The 17,806-nt window shown below is 33.8% G+C and carries 21 protein-coding genes; 8 read left to right on the top strand and 13 right to left on the bottom strand.

The window, feature by feature from the left end; all coding sequences use genetic code 11:
• Positions 1-19: 19 nt before the first annotated feature.
• From AC0IXC_RS02900 to AC0IXC_RS02880, 5 genes are all read right to left on the bottom strand, one after another.
• Positions 20-1,555 carry an MDR family MFS transporter gene (locus tag AC0IXC_RS02900; protein WP_193653674.1) on the bottom strand — a complete coding sequence of 512 codons (1,536 nt, stop codon included), beginning with the start codon at positions 1,553-1,555 and terminating at the stop codon, positions 20-22.
• Between the two features lie 23 nt (positions 1,556-1,578).
• On the bottom strand, positions 1,579-2,286 hold the full coding sequence (locus AC0IXC_RS02895; protein WP_471652556.1) for a polymer-forming cytoskeletal protein: 708 nt from the start codon (positions 2,284-2,286) through the stop codon (positions 1,579-1,581).
• A 25-nt stretch (positions 2,287-2,311) separates the two neighbouring features.
• Complete coding sequence (locus tag AC0IXC_RS02890; RefSeq protein WP_002189907.1) at positions 2,312-3,022, bottom strand: bactofilin family protein; 711 nt, start codon at positions 3,020-3,022, stop codon at positions 2,312-2,314.
• 13 nt (positions 3,023-3,035) lie between these two features.
• Positions 3,036-3,659 carry a YhbD family protein gene (locus tag AC0IXC_RS02885; RefSeq protein ID WP_002189908.1) on the bottom strand — a complete coding sequence of 208 codons (624 nt, stop codon included), beginning with the start codon at positions 3,657-3,659 and terminating at the stop codon, positions 3,036-3,038.
• A gap of 158 nt (positions 3,660-3,817) precedes the next feature.
• Complete coding sequence (locus AC0IXC_RS02880) at positions 3,818-5,593, bottom strand: ABC transporter substrate-binding protein (RefSeq protein ID WP_471652770.1); 1,776 nt, start codon at positions 5,591-5,593, stop codon at positions 3,818-3,820.
• 62 nt (positions 5,594-5,655) lie between these two features.
• Here AC0IXC_RS02880 and AC0IXC_RS02875 point away from each other — a divergent pair, with 62 nt between their 5' ends.
• On the top strand, positions 5,656-6,861 hold the full coding sequence (locus AC0IXC_RS02875) for an MDR family MFS transporter (protein WP_078176546.1): 1,206 nt from the start codon (positions 5,656-5,658) through the stop codon (positions 6,859-6,861).
• A 14-nt stretch (positions 6,862-6,875) separates the two neighbouring features.
• Here AC0IXC_RS02875 and AC0IXC_RS02870 read toward each other — a convergent pair whose 3' ends face one another.
• The 8 genes from AC0IXC_RS02870 to AC0IXC_RS02835 form a co-directional block, all read right to left on the bottom strand.
• Positions 6,876-7,580: a YjgB family protein gene (locus tag AC0IXC_RS02870; protein ID WP_113769294.1), complete on the bottom strand. Its 705-nt coding sequence runs from the start codon at positions 7,578-7,580 to the stop codon at positions 6,876-6,878.
• 24 nt (positions 7,581-7,604) lie between these two features.
• Positions 7,605-8,450, bottom strand: coding sequence for a DUF5700 domain-containing putative Zn-dependent protease (locus AC0IXC_RS02865; RefSeq protein WP_002165597.1), 846 nt, complete (start codon positions 8,448-8,450; stop codon positions 7,605-7,607).
• Positions 8,451-8,704: 254 nt separating this feature from the next.
• Entirely contained in the window at positions 8,705-9,100 is a 396-nt protein-coding gene (locus AC0IXC_RS02860; protein WP_002084959.1) for a hypothetical protein, read from the bottom strand.
• Positions 9,101-9,192: 92 nt separating this feature from the next.
• Entirely contained in the window at positions 9,193-9,435 is a 243-nt protein-coding gene (locus tag AC0IXC_RS02855) for a GlsB/YeaQ/YmgE family stress response membrane protein (RefSeq protein WP_002013368.1), read from the bottom strand.
• A 124-nt stretch (positions 9,436-9,559) separates the two neighbouring features.
• On the bottom strand, positions 9,560-10,525 hold the full coding sequence (locus tag AC0IXC_RS02850; protein ID WP_002013369.1) for a nucleoside hydrolase: 966 nt from the start codon (positions 10,523-10,525) through the stop codon (positions 9,560-9,562).
• Positions 10,526-10,605: 80 nt separating this feature from the next.
• Positions 10,606-10,794, bottom strand: a complete 189-nt coding sequence (locus tag AC0IXC_RS02845) for a DUF3970 family protein (RefSeq protein WP_002013371.1) — start codon at positions 10,792-10,794, stop codon at positions 10,606-10,608.
• A 69-nt stretch (positions 10,795-10,863) separates the two neighbouring features.
• Positions 10,864-11,649, bottom strand: a complete 786-nt coding sequence (locus AC0IXC_RS02840) for a class I SAM-dependent methyltransferase (RefSeq protein WP_002192837.1) — start codon at positions 11,647-11,649, stop codon at positions 10,864-10,866.
• Between the two features lie 218 nt (positions 11,650-11,867).
• The gene (locus tag AC0IXC_RS02835; protein ID WP_002189914.1) at positions 11,868-12,206 is read right to left on the bottom strand and encodes a hypothetical protein; all 339 of its coding nucleotides are present in this window, start codon (positions 12,204-12,206) and stop codon (positions 11,868-11,870) included.
• Between the two features lie 483 nt (positions 12,207-12,689).
• Between AC0IXC_RS02835 and AC0IXC_RS02830 the strand changes: the two genes are divergently transcribed.
• The 7 genes from AC0IXC_RS02830 to AC0IXC_RS02800 all read left to right on the top strand — a co-directional run bounded on the left by AC0IXC_RS02830 (position 12,690) and on the right by AC0IXC_RS02800 (position 17,788).
• Positions 12,690-12,842 (top strand): YqbF domain-containing protein, encoded by a 153-nt coding sequence (locus AC0IXC_RS02830; protein WP_471652769.1) that lies wholly within the window; start codon positions 12,690-12,692, stop codon positions 12,840-12,842.
• Between the two features lie 170 nt (positions 12,843-13,012).
• Positions 13,013-13,447 carry an exosporium protein ExsC gene (gene exsC, locus AC0IXC_RS02825; RefSeq protein WP_002165595.1) on the top strand — a complete coding sequence of 145 codons (435 nt, stop codon included), beginning with the start codon at positions 13,013-13,015 and terminating at the stop codon, positions 13,445-13,447.
• Positions 13,448-13,740: 293 nt separating this feature from the next.
• On the top strand, positions 13,741-14,943 hold the full coding sequence (locus AC0IXC_RS02820) for an MFS transporter (RefSeq protein ID WP_471652555.1): 1,203 nt from the start codon (positions 13,741-13,743) through the stop codon (positions 14,941-14,943).
• 165 nt (positions 14,944-15,108) lie between these two features.
• Complete coding sequence (locus tag AC0IXC_RS02815) at positions 15,109-15,411, top strand: hypothetical protein (protein WP_000120186.1); 303 nt, start codon at positions 15,109-15,111, stop codon at positions 15,409-15,411.
• 179 nt (positions 15,412-15,590) lie between these two features.
• The gene (locus AC0IXC_RS02810; protein ID WP_215589783.1) at positions 15,591-15,959 is read left to right on the top strand and encodes a hypothetical protein; all 369 of its coding nucleotides are present in this window, start codon (positions 15,591-15,593) and stop codon (positions 15,957-15,959) included.
• Between the two features lie 176 nt (positions 15,960-16,135).
• Positions 16,136-17,335 (top strand): LL-diaminopimelate aminotransferase, encoded by a 1,200-nt coding sequence (locus AC0IXC_RS02805; protein ID WP_002032510.1) that lies wholly within the window; start codon positions 16,136-16,138, stop codon positions 17,333-17,335.
• Positions 17,336-17,389: 54 nt separating this feature from the next.
• Entirely contained in the window at positions 17,390-17,788 is a 399-nt protein-coding gene (locus AC0IXC_RS02800; protein ID WP_001021821.1) for a 3-hydroxyacyl-ACP dehydratase FabZ family protein, read from the top strand.
• Positions 17,789-17,806 lie beyond the last annotated feature (18 nt).

Below are 17,806 nucleotides of genomic sequence, written 5' to 3'. Positions count from 1 at the left end.
ATTGAAAGGAGCTTTTTCTTTATGCTTTTGATGTTTCACTTTTCACCTTGTTTTGTTCTTTTTTATATACCATGCGCTCATTTCCCATAAAGAAAACGAATACGAACGCTAAACTTGCGGGGACTAACGCCCACATAAATGTCTGAACGATTGAACTAGAGAGAGCTTCAATAATTTTATCTAATATTTGCGGCGGAATTTGAGATCTTGCCGATTCTGATAGAATAGCTCTTGAATCTCCTAAAGCGTTTGTATTCATTCCCCCGCTCATATCTTTAAACGATTCTTCTAATTGATCCTGGAAACCAGTTCTTTGAATCATTCCGAAGATTGTAATACCAAGTGTCATACCTAATGAACGAATGAAGTTACTCGTTGAGGTCGCAGAACCGCGTTGCTCCATACCGAAGTTATGAATAGCAGCCATACTTAGTACAGAGAATGAGAAACCAACTCCAAAACCGATAATAACCATATAAATTGTTAATAATATACGACTTGTTTCTGGCGTTAATGTACTTAATAAGAATAATCCGATTAGCATAATTACAGCAGAAATAATCATAATGTTTCGGTAGCTAAGTTTCGATGTTAAAAATCCACCTAACTGCGCTGTAACTACTGATCCTAACATCATTGGTAATAACAATAATCCTGAGTTTGTTGCCGTACCACCGTATACACCTTGAATAAATAACGGAATGTACACAGTTGCTGACATAAATGCCGCCCCGTAACATAAGGCAATAATTGTACTCATTCCGAATAGACGTTGTTTAAACATCTCAAATGAAATGATTGGTTCTTCTACTTTTCGTTCAATAACAATAAAAGCAATTACTAAAATAGCGAACCCAGCAAATAAACTTAAAATAAAGCTAGAATCCCAATCATACTTTTGTCCGCCTAATTCTAAGGCGAACATTAAACAAACTACTGCACCAACTAAAGTAATTGCGCCAAACCAATCAATCTTTTGTTCTCTATGAACTCGTGACTCTTTATAAAATAATGTAATAAAAATAAGTGCTAAAATTCCAAGTGGTAAGTTAATATAAAACACCCAGTGCCAGCTAATATAATCCGTAATATATGCGCCAAGTAATGGCCCGAAAATACTTGATAAACCAAATACTGCTCCGAATAAACCACCCATTTTCCCGCGCTTTTCTGGAGGGAAAATATCAAAAACGATAGTAAATGCGATCGGCACTAGTGCCCCGCCGCCAATACCTTGAATGGCACGATAAATACCTAACTGTGTAATATTTTCAGCAGTTCCACAAAGTGCCGAACCAATCATAAATACGATTAAACCGAAAATAAAGAATCTCTTTCTACCATACATATCTGATAGTTTACCGAAAATCGGCATACCTGCCATTTCTGCGACCATATAGGCAGAAACGACCCATACAAAGTTTTCAAGGCCTCCTAAATCACCAACGATTGTTCCCATCGCTGTTACGACAATGGTATTATCCATTGATGCCATTAAAATCCCTAGCAATAAGCCCGCCACAACAAAACCGAGCTTATTATTCTTCTCAACCATAACCTTGCTCTCCCTCATACTACTTATATTTGTTTATGTTCTTTTACGACTGCATTACCTTTCTGATTAAAACTAGTGTGATATTCTACTACACTAATTTCACAGCCAGGGCCAATTATAACATGATTTCCTCTTACTACGTCTGCTATTGTATGTTCTAAATAAATATCATCCCCTTCAATAATTGATGTTTGAAGGCTTCCTGCATGACTTGTAAAAGGAATAAATCTCGCTTTTTTACGTACTGTAATCTTTTTCCCACCGATTTCTCTCACTTTACTTCCTTCATAACGAAGTGAGATTTCAATATTTTCAGCATTAAGCAAACCATCACTTTCAAGACCACCAGTTAGTAATAATTCCTCTACTTCTATATCTCCCTTTACATTTAAAGCGCCTTTCACATCTACGAAATCACCGGATAGCTTCCCTTTAAACTCTATCATACCTCTAACTTTTGTTTTATTAATTTGTCCGTCGCCTTGTACTTGGGCATTGCCATATACTTTTACATATTCCGCCTCCATATTCCCCTGTACTTCACTATCTCCATACACGACATAATTTTTCGCTTTCATATTGCCACGTACTTCACTCGTACCATACGTTTTAAAATCATTACAACTCATATGATTAGAGATTGTTCCTTCGCCGCGTATCTTTACTTTGTTATAATCTCCACCTGCTGAGCTACCTGATCCATTTACAATAAGACTATGTTGATTTTCCATACCGATTCCTCTCTCCCTTTTAAACTTAAACTTGCTTAATTTCTTTTACATTTGCGCTTTTATCAACAGTAAGAACCCCAGTATATTCAATTAGTTCAATCTCACAGTTCGGCCCTACAGTAACATTGTTTCCCCTTACTGTTTTAATGTGAGCATAATCAATATCGATATTGTCACCTTCTAGCAGTTCAGCTTCTAACTGTAAGCCAAATACTGTTTTAAATAGTCTACTAAAAGCACTCAATCTATGTTTTACTTTAATGGTTTGGCCACCAATTTCTTTCGCTCTACATGTACCATGAATATTTATATTAATTTCATCTGCGCTTAATAATCCACCAACTGTAAATTGCCCTTCTGAAGAAAAAATATCAACTTCACAATTACCATCAATCGTCGCTTGACCATTGATTTTAAATTCTTCACCAGTTACATTACCACCTATCGTCCCTTTTCCTGCAATTTTTAAAGTGGTCGCCTTTACATCTTGTGTAATTGTCCCTTTCCCATCGATTCGCATCATTTCCGCACTAACTGTACCCTCAACTTTACCTGATCCGCTAATTCTCGCATCGCTACTTTTCAAATCACCAGTAACAATTCCGTAACCATTACATTCAAATTGGTCGCACTCAACGTTTCCATTAACAGTTCCTTTTCCATTTAGTTGCACTTTATGAAACTCTCCACCGTTTGATGAACCATATCCGTTTATAATTAAATTTTCTGTACGCATTATTTCTCCTCCACTACAACAGTTTAGTTTTTAATGCTTCGGTATATTTCATAATTGCTACACGTAAAACAATCTTTGTTCCCTTTTCAAAAATTAAATCCTCAACGCTTGATACTAAGAAGCATGTAGAAATCCCTAACTTCCGAATAATAACTAAGTCACAATTTTTATGTTTAATCGCTTCATAATTTTCACGTAAAACTTGTAAAACCATTTTCCCTTCTTCTAAGCTAACGTCTCCTGATTGAAGAAGTTCTTCTAACACGTATACATAAAGAATATCTGCAAATTGAAAATCTGCCGTTTTGTTCGTTTGCTCCATGAAAAATTGTAAAACAGGTTCTGATGTAATTTCTTTACGAATGAGATCTTCCTTTGCTAAAAGAATCTCTGTTACGCTTGGTGAAAACATATTTGCCAATTCATCAAGCGATAGATCCTCTTTCATCGTTTGAATTTTATCAATACGCTCTAATATCTTTTCTTTCGGAAAAAATGTTTCCTGACCTGTGAACGTTGACTTCCGTACAAACCAATCTTCCGGTATTAAATTTTTTCTCTTCCACCTATATAACTGTCCGTATGAAATACCAGTTAACTCTAATAAATCTTTTTTTGAAATTAAATCTGTAATCAACTGTATATCACTCCTTCCTAACAACAATGTAACATAACACTGTTACGCTGTAAATGAACTTTTATAACATGTAGCGTAAAAATGTGCAAAACAAACTTCATTTCCATACAAAAAAGGTTCTTACACATCTTACTAAAATGCATAAGAACCTTTATATATCAAGGCTTAAACCATATTTGATAAAAATCGATCCAACCTTGTGGATTGATCATTATATTTTGCACTTTTTCGTGTGAACTTACTTGCTGTTTGTTACGATATAAAGGAATAATATGAATTTGACGTAACAATGTGTCTTCAATATCGTGTAACAGTGTCATCCGTTTCTCTAATTGATTCTCTATAAAATAAGACTGCAATACTTCGTTAAATTTTATATTGCTATGCTGATGAATAAAGCTGTTTTTTGTAAGAAACATATATAGTAAACTATCTTCTATCCGTTCACTAATTGTCGCACTATCATGTATTATATCAGCCTTTTGTATCGTACTTGCTTGCAATAACTCTTTTGTTTCAAGAAAAACGACTTCAATAGTGACGCCATACTTCGCACACTCTTTTTGTATCCAATATGAATCTTCAACATGATCTTGTTCTGTAAATGTATATAGTCGCAGTGTTTCATTACGGTAAGAGCTCTCTTTAATAAGCGTATATATGTCCTCATTTATATGTATAGTGCCACCCTTTGTTAGAACCAATTCTTCTGCTATTTCTCCGCGCGCTCCTTGCAATTCCTCGATAAGCGCATTGCTATGAATGATTTTATATAGAGCTTTCCGAAACATCGTGTTTTGCATAGGTCCTTCTTTTGCGATATTTAATGTAATGTATGTTACATTCGACTCAAGTCTAGTTAGTTCTTTATGATGCTTTTCTATATTGTTATAGTGTGCTTTCGCTAAAATATCGCACGTATTTACGCTTTGCTCTACATTCCATAATTCAATTCGATCGAGAAATGTTCGCTCGCGAAAATATAAACCATTTGCTTCTAATACGAATACATCCTCATTCTTTTCACATAATCGAAACGGTCCAGTACCGATTAACCTTCCATCTCCATCTTCATTTACAATAGAACACTGTTCTGTACTTAAAGCATGTAAAAACAACTTATTATCTGTAGATAAACGGATCTGCACAATGTAGTCATCAAGAATATGTAAACTTTCAACGTGCTGTAACACCCAAGCATGCGGGTTATTTTTCTCTTTCATAAATCGTTTAAATGTATGTACAACGTCATAAGCAGTAAATTCTTTCCTGTTATGAAACTGAACACCTTTTCGTAAGTAGAAGGTCCATATATATTTCTGGTCATCATATTCCCAATAAAACGCAAGTCTTGGCTCTACACTGTTTGTATTTCCGTCTATATACACTAACGTGTCGTATATATGTTTTACCATATGACATTCCGAACGCATCGTAGCGTATACAGGATCTAATGCAATATCTAGATTCATTTGGACTTGCAAACGTAGCACATCTCTTCTCCCTTTAGATGTCCTTTCGACTTGATAACCGAATATCGAATCAATCCACGTTTGAAATTGCGTTTGAAGTGATGGAAAATACGAGCTATATCTTTCAATAAATGCACTTCCACTTTTTACGTCCCCTTGTTTCGTTATTTCTTTTCCTCTTTCTAAAATTAAAGAAAGTGGATGTTTTTGAAATAACAACTTTGAACGATTTCCTCTCCCTCGGCCTGGAAACCACATAATCCAATTAAATTCTTCTAATTTTTTTATGATTAATTTACTATTTCGCTCTGTACAAAATAATGTTTCAGATATATTTTGTATAGTTATTTCTAATTGTTCTCCCTCTGCTCTCCCATTTCCATACTGGAGCCACAGGTGCATATATTGCTCCAAAATAATCATAAAACGCCCCCTAAAAGATGAAAAATCTTCCTCTTTCATTCTACCCTTTTTCATTTCTGGCTTCCATCTTATCATTTCAATATAGAAAGGAGGAAATAAAAATGAAGTATCTTTTAAAACGTTATAATAAGCCTATTCTCATTCGATTGTTCGGTGAATTGTTAGTTCGAACGACTGAAGCGATGTTAGCTATCATTTTTATCGTTCATGTTAATAAAGCGTTAAATGGTAATGTCATCGTTACAATGCTTCTTTTCGGATTACAGCCTCTCGCTGATATTGTGTTTACATTAATCGCTGGGGGTGTAACAGATAAATACGGCCGAAAGAAAATAATGTTACTCGGATTACTTTTACAAGCTTTTGCCGTAAGCGGCTTCGTTTTTGCTGAATCGGTCGCCTTTTTCGCCTTATTGTATGTAGTAAATGGTATTGGACGCTCTTTATATATTCCGGCACAGCGAGCACAAATCGCTGACTTAACGAAGGAAGAACAACAGGCAGAAATATTTGCTGTTCTGCATACTACGGGAGCAATCGGCTCTGTAATTGGCCCATTAATCGGCGCCTTTTTCTATACTAGTCACCCTGAGTATTTATTTATTTTGCAAGGTGTAGCCCTTACGCTATATGCTATTCTCGTTTGGACGCAGCTTCCTGAAACGGTCCCACTCAGACAAAGCGTTAATAAAACTAAAGAAGTATATTCGCCAAAACAATTTATTTCAAAGCATTATGCTGTGTTTGGACTTATGGTTTCTACACTACCTATTAGTTTTTTCTACGCTCAAACCGAATCAAATTATCGTATATTCGCCGAAAGTGTATTTCCAAATTTTTTATTCATACTCGTATTTATCTCAACTTGTAAAGCAATCATGGAAGTTATGCTCCAAATTTTCCTTGTGAAATGGTCTGAACGATTTTCTATGCCTAAAATCATTGTTATTTCCTATACTTGCTATACGTTAGCTGCGATTGGCTACGGTTATTCCACAACAATATGGTCATTATTCTTCACATTGCTCTTTTTAGTAATTGGGCAAAGTATAGCTTTGAATCACTTACTACGATTCGTTTCACAAATCGCTCCAAGTCATAGACGCGGATTATATTTTTCTATATACGGTATACATTGGGATATTTCAAGAACTTTCGGGCCTTTTGTAGGTGCATTGTTATTAAGTAAATTAAACGGTAGTACTCTATTTTATATTTGCGCCTTCTTATTAATAATCGGTGGTATCATTCAAGCTTTTTTTGTTCAATCGTTAGAAAGAAACAAAACAAAAGAGCTGTCCCTATAGGAACAGCTCTTCATTTAACCTGCCATTTTATTAATACTATCCTCCGGTGAGAACACAGAAATATGATGTACTTTACCAGTTGACTTTGGAATAACGAATTTCAATTCAAATTGGTCATTTACTTTATAAACGTATATTTTGTCATTACCATTTACTTTAACAGACGCTGGTTTTCCTAAAGCCTTTTCGATTTCTTGCAACGTAATCGATTTGAGTTCTGAATGATATGAGCGAACGTCAAAGACTTGAGATCCTTTGTTAAAGCCAAATGCTACATTTTTACTTGTAAAAGTTGCATACATCCCGTTGCCTGCTTGATCAGTTTTATCTGCTTTTCCCCACTCTTTTTCTATTTCCTCGATGTCACCTGTATGTGCTGCATATGGTACGTTAGGTACTTTACCTTCTTTCGCTTGCTCAAATAAATCTTTTACATGGTTAATTGATTTTTGATTAAGCACTGTATTTTTCGTATTAGACTCCGTTGAAGGTTTTACAGAATCATGACCTTTTGGTTTTTCCACAGGTTCTTTCTCTTTTTTGGGAGCAGTCTCTTCATTCTTTTTACCCGTTTCTGACGTATCACTCTTTTTTTCCGTACTATTTTCTGATGTTGAATTAGTTTGCTTCTTTTCCTCAGCGTTAGTACATGCGGTTAAAGCCGCTACACACGTTAAAGTTAGAAAAAATATAAGTACTTTCATATATACTTTCATTATTTCCAGCCTCCTTCTTCAACATATTCACTTTTGTAACCATTCCATTACACTACTCTTTAAATTATTTTTAGTCCAAAAAGTAAGTGCTTCGCTTTCCCCGAAAGTATTCACAATATACTCCATATACGATGTTCCTAAAAAATAACCGAGTCGGTTGCATCCGAAATAAGTCCCTCCTGATAAACGGAACCATTCTTTCTCTTTTTCATCTGTCCACCCTTTAACATAATCTTGTAAAAAATGTTTCTTAATATGATCTTTATGTTCTTCATAGCAATACAACCAATCGTCACCATCATTATCATATGAATAATAGACTGATTTACTTAATCCTTTAGCTATTCTTTGCGATAAATATGTCGCGACTCCCTCACGATATAAACTAACCGCTGCATCAGTCCATTGTGCTTTAGTCCAATCCATTCCACTCTCTTGCAATACGAAATTATGATATATATGACCAATTTCATGAGCAACGATAACACGAAGATGCTCCCTTTCAGGAGATAATTTTTCTGCCGAAAGAAATATATCCCCAATAATATCTCTTTCTACAAATGCATTGGAGCCAAACCCACCTACAAATAGATGAAAAGTCAAATCTATATTAAAACCAAATTGAATGTGATACTCCTCACTAATTTCTTGAATAATAGATGGTAAAGTTTCCGAAATAATACGGATGTCTTTTAGTTTTTCAGGATATTTTTTAATTGCACTAGAAAGACGTTCTTCCGTCTTAGGACAATGATAATTAAAATACTCTTCAAATGCTTCTGGATACATATCATAATATTTGTCCAAGTCATGTAATCCTATATCATCGCTTTCCAAAAGCTTCAAAAAGCTTGGAATTGTATTGTTAATCATCTTATTCATCTCCTTGTATACACCTTCTCTCCATACTCGCTATATCCTTTTTGTAACTTGAATTAAACTGCTACAAAATCTCCTTTAAATGCAAAAAACCAGCAGAAAGTGAATACTCATTCTCTGCTGGTTTAATGTTTTGTTCCTTCTGAATCTTATTCAAATCATTTGTCATGATCAGAAATCCATTAAGATTACCTATTTATATAATTAAAAAAGCTGCCCTATTAAAGGACAGCTTCAAATATGTATTTTTACACTTCGATAGATTTACCGTCTTCAACGATATGGTAAAGTAAGTGCGCTAAATGATGAATTGGACCATTTTCTTCCTCTTCTTCATTTGTCTCACCTTGGAATTCAAGATCATTTAAGTATAGTGCTAAAAATTGATAGAACAATTTCAAATCAAATCCGTAGCAAGCACTTGGTTCTTCATGATCTCCTTCATATTGTAACATTAAGTATTGCTCGTTTCCTTCTGTATCTTCAGCATCAAAGAATACGAAGAAACCAACGTTTGTATCTAAATCAAATAGATGACGAGTACCTTTTTCTGTTGCTTTCTCGAAGTCCTCTTCACTTAATTTATGTACTGTTGTTGCCTTTGCATTATCCTCTTGATGAAAATTTACTGTAAATGATTTCAATGCTGACACCTCCTGATTGTATAACAGTAGCATAACAGATTAGACAACATAATACAAAGGGACTGCTTACAAATGTAAACAGTCCCCTATATTCATTTCCGCATTGCACGGAATATAAAGCTTACGATGAAAATCAAAACAATCGCGCCTATTAAAGCCGGAACAATCGCATATCCGCCTATAACAGGTCCGAATTTACCAAGTAACGCTGTACCAAGCCAAGAACCGACAATACCTGCAATAATATTACCGATTACACCGCCAGGTACATCCTTCCCAGTAATTAAACTTGCAAACCATCCTAATATACCACCAACGATTAAAGACCAAATCATATCATTTCCTCCTTTATAATTGACCAATAAAAATTATAATCAGAAACAATTGCTTACCATTAGTTATGTTACATTTTTCGTAAGTTATTCGTCTTATGAAAATCATTCAAATCTGCTCACCCTCTTAAGGACAATCTGGCTTCAATATTGTTCTCATAAATTCGTCTTTAAACGCTTGATAATTAAATTCAACGGCAATTTTTTGTATAGGACGATTATCAAACGTCGTTGGCTCAGCTATTTTTCTAAAATCTGCAACACTTTGACCTCTCGTTACATCATTCGTCGTACTAATCCAAACTGCTGATTTTTTATATTCAAAAATATCATCATTTATAAATGAAATGAACGGAAGTAAATCGTGAATCGGACTCCCAGCAATACCTGGATATTCTTTTTTGTAAAAGTTCTCGTAATAAAAATCGATCATTGGCTTTATGAGTTTCGCCTGCCCTGTTCCTTCTTTATCAATAATATCGACCATTTCAGGGGTAATAAGAGCACGCTGCGTTACATTTAACGGATATATTGTAGCATTCTGCGCATATTTCATAACGATATTCGCGGCAATTGGATCGCCGTAAAAATTAGCTTCTGATACAGGTGTAACGTTTCCCGGAAATAGAAAAGCACCGCCCATTATATAATAAGAACATACTCGATTCATTAAATTGGGGTACAATAAAAATAATGTTGCAAGTGTTGTTAATCGTCCCGTCGCCACTATAATAATATCTTCTGGACAAGGCTCAATTAATTTAATCAATTCACAAAAATTTTCTCTGTCACAAATTCTCATTTTCGGTGGAATAATTGGACCTAAACCGTGATCCCCATGAATTTCAGGGAAAAACAAAGGTTCTTCAGCTGTCATTGGTCTACTGGCACCTTCAATAATCTTCACTTTTGTAGCATAGTATCTTTCTAAAAAATAAACATTTTCCGTAACAATTTCTCTTGATACATTTCCATACTCTGCAACGATACCGATAATATCTAATTTGCATGTTTTATTCGCATAAATTAACGTTACTGCATCATCAATACCAAAATCTCCGAAAAAGATTATTTTTTTATTAACTTTCCTCACCCCTCTCCAGCATAATCTACTATTATTATTATTATGCGAAAAAGACAAGGCGGTGAAACAGAGATAATTAAAAAAGCCGCCTATTTATTGGCGACTTCAATCTTTTTATAAGATAAATATGCTAGTACACTTTTGCTTGAATCATATTTCGGATTATTCCCTTTTCTCGGTTCTCTCATATGTGTTTTTTCAAACCCAGGAATGTCAGGCATTTTCTCTAAAAATTCAAGCATCTCTTCCTCAGTTCCCTCAATACGTACACGAATCATTATTACTATTCCTCAATTCTCATTTTCTCTGTACTAAGTATATCGTACATCAGAAAGACTGCAAGAAATTTATCTTTTTAATGTTGAACTTTTTTTACATACGAACAGTGCCATTTCAGTATAAAACGATTCTATTTTATTGTTTCCAAATTGAATTTTGAAAAATTCTTGCATTTCATTTGATGTTTTCATCATACACTCTGTTAACTTTACACGTTTTTGCATAGGAACATCCATCATATCGCACCACCAATCAAAATCGAACTTCTTGTCAAAAGTATGACATGACTGCATTTGCAAACCATGTTTTTCTAATAAAGTAATCCATTCTGTTTTTTTCAAAGCTCGTTCATGGCTTGGATCTCTCTTCTTTTCGATAAAGTTATAAAATGTATCAAACTCATTATTTTCTGGTGAAACGTTATCAATTAATATAAATAATCCATTATCTTCTAACGTTCGATTTACTTCAAAAATAAATTGCAAAGGATCAACAAAGTGATGTGCTGCAATTCGGCATGTAATTGTATCAAAGGAATCATCAGCAAATGGTAACCTTTCTGCATGTCCTGCTACAAATGATACATTTTCATGTCCGTTCCCTTCTATAAAACCTTTTGCTTTTTCTAACATTTTTTCTGTTAAATCAAGAGCGACTACCTCTTTGAACATTGGGGCTAACAAATTAGCAACATGTCCACCACCAGTAGCAATATCAAGAAGACGAGTATTATGACGAGTTTCAACTTGCTGAACTACATATTGTAAATCCAGTCCTTTTGCATGAATTTTACTTTTCACATACTTCTCTGCATTACTACCAAATTGTTGTTTCACAAGTTCTTCTTTACTCACTTTTATCATCTTCTTTCTATAAAGTATTATATTTAATTTATAAGTTCTCTTTATATAATTTCAAATCCTCTTTTAGTTTAATCTCGTCTCTTGTATTAGAGACCTTCTATCAAAAAAATTTAACTCTTTTATTTTTAAGCACAAAACAAAAAAGGTTATGGGGAATTATCCCACACCCCCACAAAGTATCTCTTAAATTTGAGGATCTTCTTACACGTCTAATCCCCCTGTAACTTCACAATAACTTCTACTTCGCTATTAGTAGCCTCTCTTGCATGCAATCCATATTGGTCCATGCCAATCCATATCCACCCAGGACTATCATAAAGAATATCTATGTTGAAATGCTTCAACTTAGTAAGCTCTGTCCTAATAAATTTATCCCTACTAGCGATTTCCTTATCAAGCAAGCCATATTCTTTCCCATTTTCAAATAGCGCTATCATCTTTCCTGCAAGTGGATGTATACGAACTATAAAGTGATATTCTTTTTCATTTATATTCGCTACAATCGTATTAGAATCAGGTACATCACATCTAGAATTCGGCATATTCATATCGGTCAGCTCCTTTATTGATTTCATTACTATCGCAACAGGTTAATATTTAAATATTATTAATATAATGTAAAAAATATAAAAGCTGACTTCCCTTTAGAAATCAGCTTTTACACATTGTTTATCTTTAAACTTTTTACAAATTTTATAATGTTTCTTTCTCTTCATCATTTCCGGAAACTAAATCTCCTAAAACATCCACCGTAACTTCAACTACAAATTCACAAATCCCTGCTACAACTTCTCCAATTACTTCCTCCATCTTTCTACCCCCTTGTTTTATGGAACCTATTTGTAGTATAGAAGATACTGGTTAATTTTAACTATCGGCAAAGGTGACAAAAACATTACAGATTTGTAAGCTATTTCAATGTTTTTTGAATTTATACTTCTCCCCTTTGAAACTTTAAGTATTATTAACAACCAGATAGGTCATCATAATATAAAGTATTTAAGAATCCTAATTTAAAGGAGGCGTGTAAAATATACTACGTAAAATTAATTAAAGGTCAATCTTTCTATGCTTTTGATTATCGATTCTTAGTGTCTCATGAAGAAGAGGTTTCAGAAAAAATTTTTAATTACTTACGCCGGAATGAATTCTTCGAAGTACGTAAAGAAGAATATTCTGCCTAAAGTATGAAAAGCATCAAAAAATGACTCTCATAATTGGGATTTTTTCTTGATGCTTTTATATTATCTCCCTTTATTCAACATTACTCCTCAATTCTCTTAAAATCTTATAGTATATGTCCAAGCTAATTCATCGTTACCTTCATATTTTAGTATATGAGGAGGTGACGAATATGACTCATATCATTGATTATCAAGCTACTCAACCCTTAAATAAAACAGGTGAAACAACTTTTGTAATTCCCCATTCCCCAGAAAAAGCAATTCTAGCAAGTATTAAATTAAAAATTTCAAGAAGAGATTCACGTAATAATCGAGTAGAATTAATCGCTACAGTTGGGGTTAAAGGTATAACTGAGATTTCACAAGTTTTATTCCGAATTTTCCGTGACAATACAGAAATCTTCAACGCTCAAGTAGGGATTGAATCTACAGATTCTGAGCAATTTTACGCGCAAACATTTCAAGCTATAGATCAAAATGTTAGCTGCGGGACTCACGAGTATTCATTAACTGTAGAAAACCTTACTAGTGGTGCAAGTGCAGACATTGTTGGTCCTCTGTCTTTTAGCGGCTTAGCTATTGGACAAGATCATAAGTGTTGCTAATTTAATCTATTTTGGTTTTTTGAGAAAAGTAAGACGCATTATCTGCGTTCTTACTTTTTTTATTTTCCCCACACTTACCTTCCCTTTGAATTTACTTGTGAATTTTTTGTATTTTTAGTTACCCATTGTATCACTTAATTCATCATTTTTTTACAAATCAAAAAGATTGAAATTCACTAATGAAACACGTAATATAGACTCTGACTCTAAAAAAGTTCGTTAAAAATAATACATAAAATAAGGAGGTTTTATATACGAGTTTTTCATTTTAAAAGACGGAGAGGTTTTACATTATGTGGCGTAATAAAAATGTTTGGATTGTGTTAATTGGGGAGTTTATTGCTGGTCTAGGGTTATGGCTTGGTATTCTTGGTAATCTTGAATTTATGCAAAAATACGTCCCTTCTGATTTTATGAAATCCGTTATATTATTTATCGGACTGTTAGCTGGTGTTCTAGTCGGTCCAATGGCTGGGCGTGTCATTGATCAATATGAAAAAAAGAAAGTTCTTCTTTACGCTGGATTTGGTCGTGTGATTAGTGTTATTTTCATGTTTTTCGCTATTCAATATGAAAGTATCGCTTTCATGATTGCATTTATGATTACACTTCAAATTTCCGCGGCATTTTATTTCCCTGCATTACAATCTGTAATTCCACTCATCGTTAATGAACATGAGCTATTACAAATGAACGGTGTACATATGAATATCGGTACAATCGCTCGTATTGCAGGTACTTCACTAGGTGGCATTCTTTTAGTTGTAATGAGTTTACAGTATATGTATGCCTTCTCAATGGCAGCATACGCTTTATTATTCCTCTCAACTTTCTTCCTACAATTTGAAGATAAAAAATCCGCTACATCAAGTAAACAATCAGCTAAAGATAATAGTTTTATGGAAGTATTTCGTATTTTAAAAGGAATTCCTATTGCTTTTACAGCACTTATATTAAGTATTATCCCTCTATTATTTATAGCTGGATTCAATTTAATGGTTATTAACATTAGCGAAATGCAACATGACCCAACGATTAAAGGATTCATATATACAATTGAAGGTGTAGCATTTATGTTAGGTGCCTTCGTTATTAAACGTTTATCTGATCATTTCAAACCTGAAAAGTTACTATACTTCTTCGCAATTTGTACCGCTTTTGCACACCTTTCGTTGTTCTTTAGCGATATTAAATGGATGGCACTTGCCTCATTTGGTTTGTTTGGATTTAGTGTAGGCTGCTTCTTCCCTATTATGTCGACAATTTTCCAAACGAAAGTCGAAAAAAGCTATCACGGACGTCTCTTCTCATTCCGTAATATGTTTGAAAGAGTTATGTTCCAAATTGTCTTACTTGGAACTGGCTTCTTCTTAGATACGATTGGGTTACAATATATGGTTCTCATCTTCGGAGTTATTTCGTTGTTGATTATTTTTATTTCCTTATCTAAGCAGAAACAATTTAAAAAACAAACGTCACAATCTGCGAATATATAAAACTAATACTTCTTAAGAATGGATCCCGTATTTTACTGGGTCCATTCTTTTTGAATTTCAAGGATTAAAATCTATTTTCTTTATGTAGTTCAAATATTTAAAGGAGTATCCCCTACTACTTTCGAATAAAATAAATTATAGATTTTTCAAAAAGGAGCTGTGGAAATGTCTTATGGCATCCAATTATTAATTATCCTTCTTTTTTCATTGGTCATGTTTGGCGTCCTTAATTTTTTAGCCATTTCCTTATCTCAAAATAACTTTAAAAGAAGGATTGTTGCAGGTTTCCTATTTTTATTGTTAACTCCCATTATCTTTTTGACTACTACAGCACTCACATCTATATTCGATAAAGGTGGTTTGGGAGTAGCTAACCTAGTCTTCGTTATTTTAAATGTATATATTGTAAATGGAATTGTCATTCTTCTTTCCGCTTCATTTATCCTCAAAAAACATAACATAAGATAGAGTACTAGGCATGAATCTAGCATTACACTAGATTCATGCCTTTTCATTTTAAAAATCTCACCTTTCTCCAAATTTTTATGTGAAATTAAATAATTCTTTATAAAAATTTAAACTTTATTCATTACAATATTCCTATCGTATTCGCACGTTTATAAAAACTAATAAGAAAGGAGTACACAATGAAAAAGTTTCCACTTATTTTCCCTATATTAATCGTTCTACTTAGTGGATGTAGCAATAATGATATATACGGCTCTTGGGAAGTCATTGATAATAAAAAAGGTGAATGCCCTGTATATTATAAATTTGAAACAGTTGTGAAAGAAGAAAAGAAAGAAAAGGTTGTTCACAATTTAGTGGAAATGCAAACAACAAATAAAAAAGAGGATTTATTTAAAGGATCGTTTGTTAAAAATTCTAACGTGTATCGTATTGATTATGGCAACTCGTTTACATCGGATCAATCTTTAAAAGTTGTCGATAATGAATTAAATGTATACTTTTTTACAACTGAAAACACATGTACATATAAAAAAACAAACAATTAATCTTCATTTATAACGTAGAAAATATTTTCTACGTTATTTTTATATTTCCCCTTATTATCCTCCCTCTAAATTTGTCAATCGTTTTAATTTTCATAAAAAAATGATAAAATGTAAACATGTGTTTTCAGAATAATTAAAAATACAGAAAGAAAACACTGTTTTTAGGAGGGGTTTTGATGACTTACACTTTAGCAACTAGAATGAAAGCATTCCAATCTTCTATATTTAGTGAATTAGGGGCCTATAAAAAAGAGAAAATTGCAGCAGGTCATAAAATGATTGATTTAAGTATCGGGAATCCTGATATGCCTCCTGCTGATTTTGTGAGAGAAGAAATGGTACATACAGCAAGTGCAAAAGAAAGTTACGGATATACATTATCTGGTATTCAAGAATTTCACGAAGCTGTAACTGAATATTACAACAACACTCATAACGTTATATTAAATGCTGAAAAAGAAGTTTTATTATTAATGGGTTCACAAGACGGACTCGTTCATTTACCTATGGTTTTTGCAAACCCGGGAGATATAATACTAGTTCCTGATCCAGGATATACAGCTTATGAAACAGGAATTCAAATGGCCGGTGCAACATCTTACTACATGCCATTAAAAAAAGAAAATGATTTCTTACCTAACTTAGAAGTTATCCCTGAAGAAATCGCCAATAAAGCAAAGATGATGATTTTGAACTTCCCAGGAAATCCAGTTCCAGCAATGGCACATGAAGATTTCTTTAAAGATGTAATCGCATTCGCGAAAAAACATAATATTATCGTTGTCCATGATTTTGCTTATGCTGAATTTTATTTTGATGGTCAAAAGCCAATTAGCTTCTTATCTGTACCTGGTGCAAAAGAAGTTGGCGTTGAAATTAATTCTTTATCTAAAAGTTATAGTTTAGCTGGTAGCCGTATTGGTTATATGATTGGTAACGAAGGAATTGTCGGCGCGCTTACGCAATTTAAGTCTAATACAGATTACGGTGTGTTTTTACCAATTCAAAAAGCTGCATCCGCTGCATTACGACACGGCGCTGCATTTTGCGAAAAAAACCGTGGAATTTACCAAGAACGTAGAGATACTTTAGTGGACGGATTCCGCAAATTCGGTTGGAATGTCGATAAACCAGCTGGAAGTATGTTCGTTTGGGCTGAAATTCCGAAAGGATGGACTTCGCTAGAGTTCGCTTATGCACTTATGGATCGTGCAAATGTCGTTGTCACACCAGGCCATGCATTTGGTCCTCATGGCGAAGGTTTTGTACGTATTGCACTTGTTCAAGATAAAGTAGTATTACAAGAAGTAGTTGAAAACATTAAAAACAGCGGTATTTTCTCTATTGAAAAAATAGAAGAATTAGTTAAGAATTAATAATACCCCCCTGCTTAACTTTAGCAGGGGTATTATTATTCCTGGAGGTACGATATGAATATTAAAGATACTCTTCCCCATCGCTATCCATTTTTAATGATTGATAAAATTACAAACGTTAAAGAATCTCAATCGGCTACAGGATACAAACTGATTACAAATAACGAGTGGTTTATTAATAAAAATCAAAACTATATGCCTCATATGCTAATTGTAGAAGCACTCGCTCAACTTAGTGCTTTTGTAAGTACAGGTGAATCTGAAGGACTTGGTTTCCTCTCCTCTTTAGATGGGGTGGAATTTCATGAAAATGCGTATCCCGGTGATAAACTTGACTTACATTATGAATTAACACGTAACAGACGAGGTTTTGTTCTTGGGAAAGGAATTGCCTCTGTAAACGGTCAATCAATCGTTACCATTGAAAAGCTATTAATATATCAAGCTGATTAAACAGATTACATAGTAAGG

Source organism: Bacillus sp. AC266, from assembly GCF_979253805.1.
The sequence above is the reverse complement of the archived record's forward strand: the minus strand, read 5'-3'. Positions and strand labels throughout refer to the sequence as shown.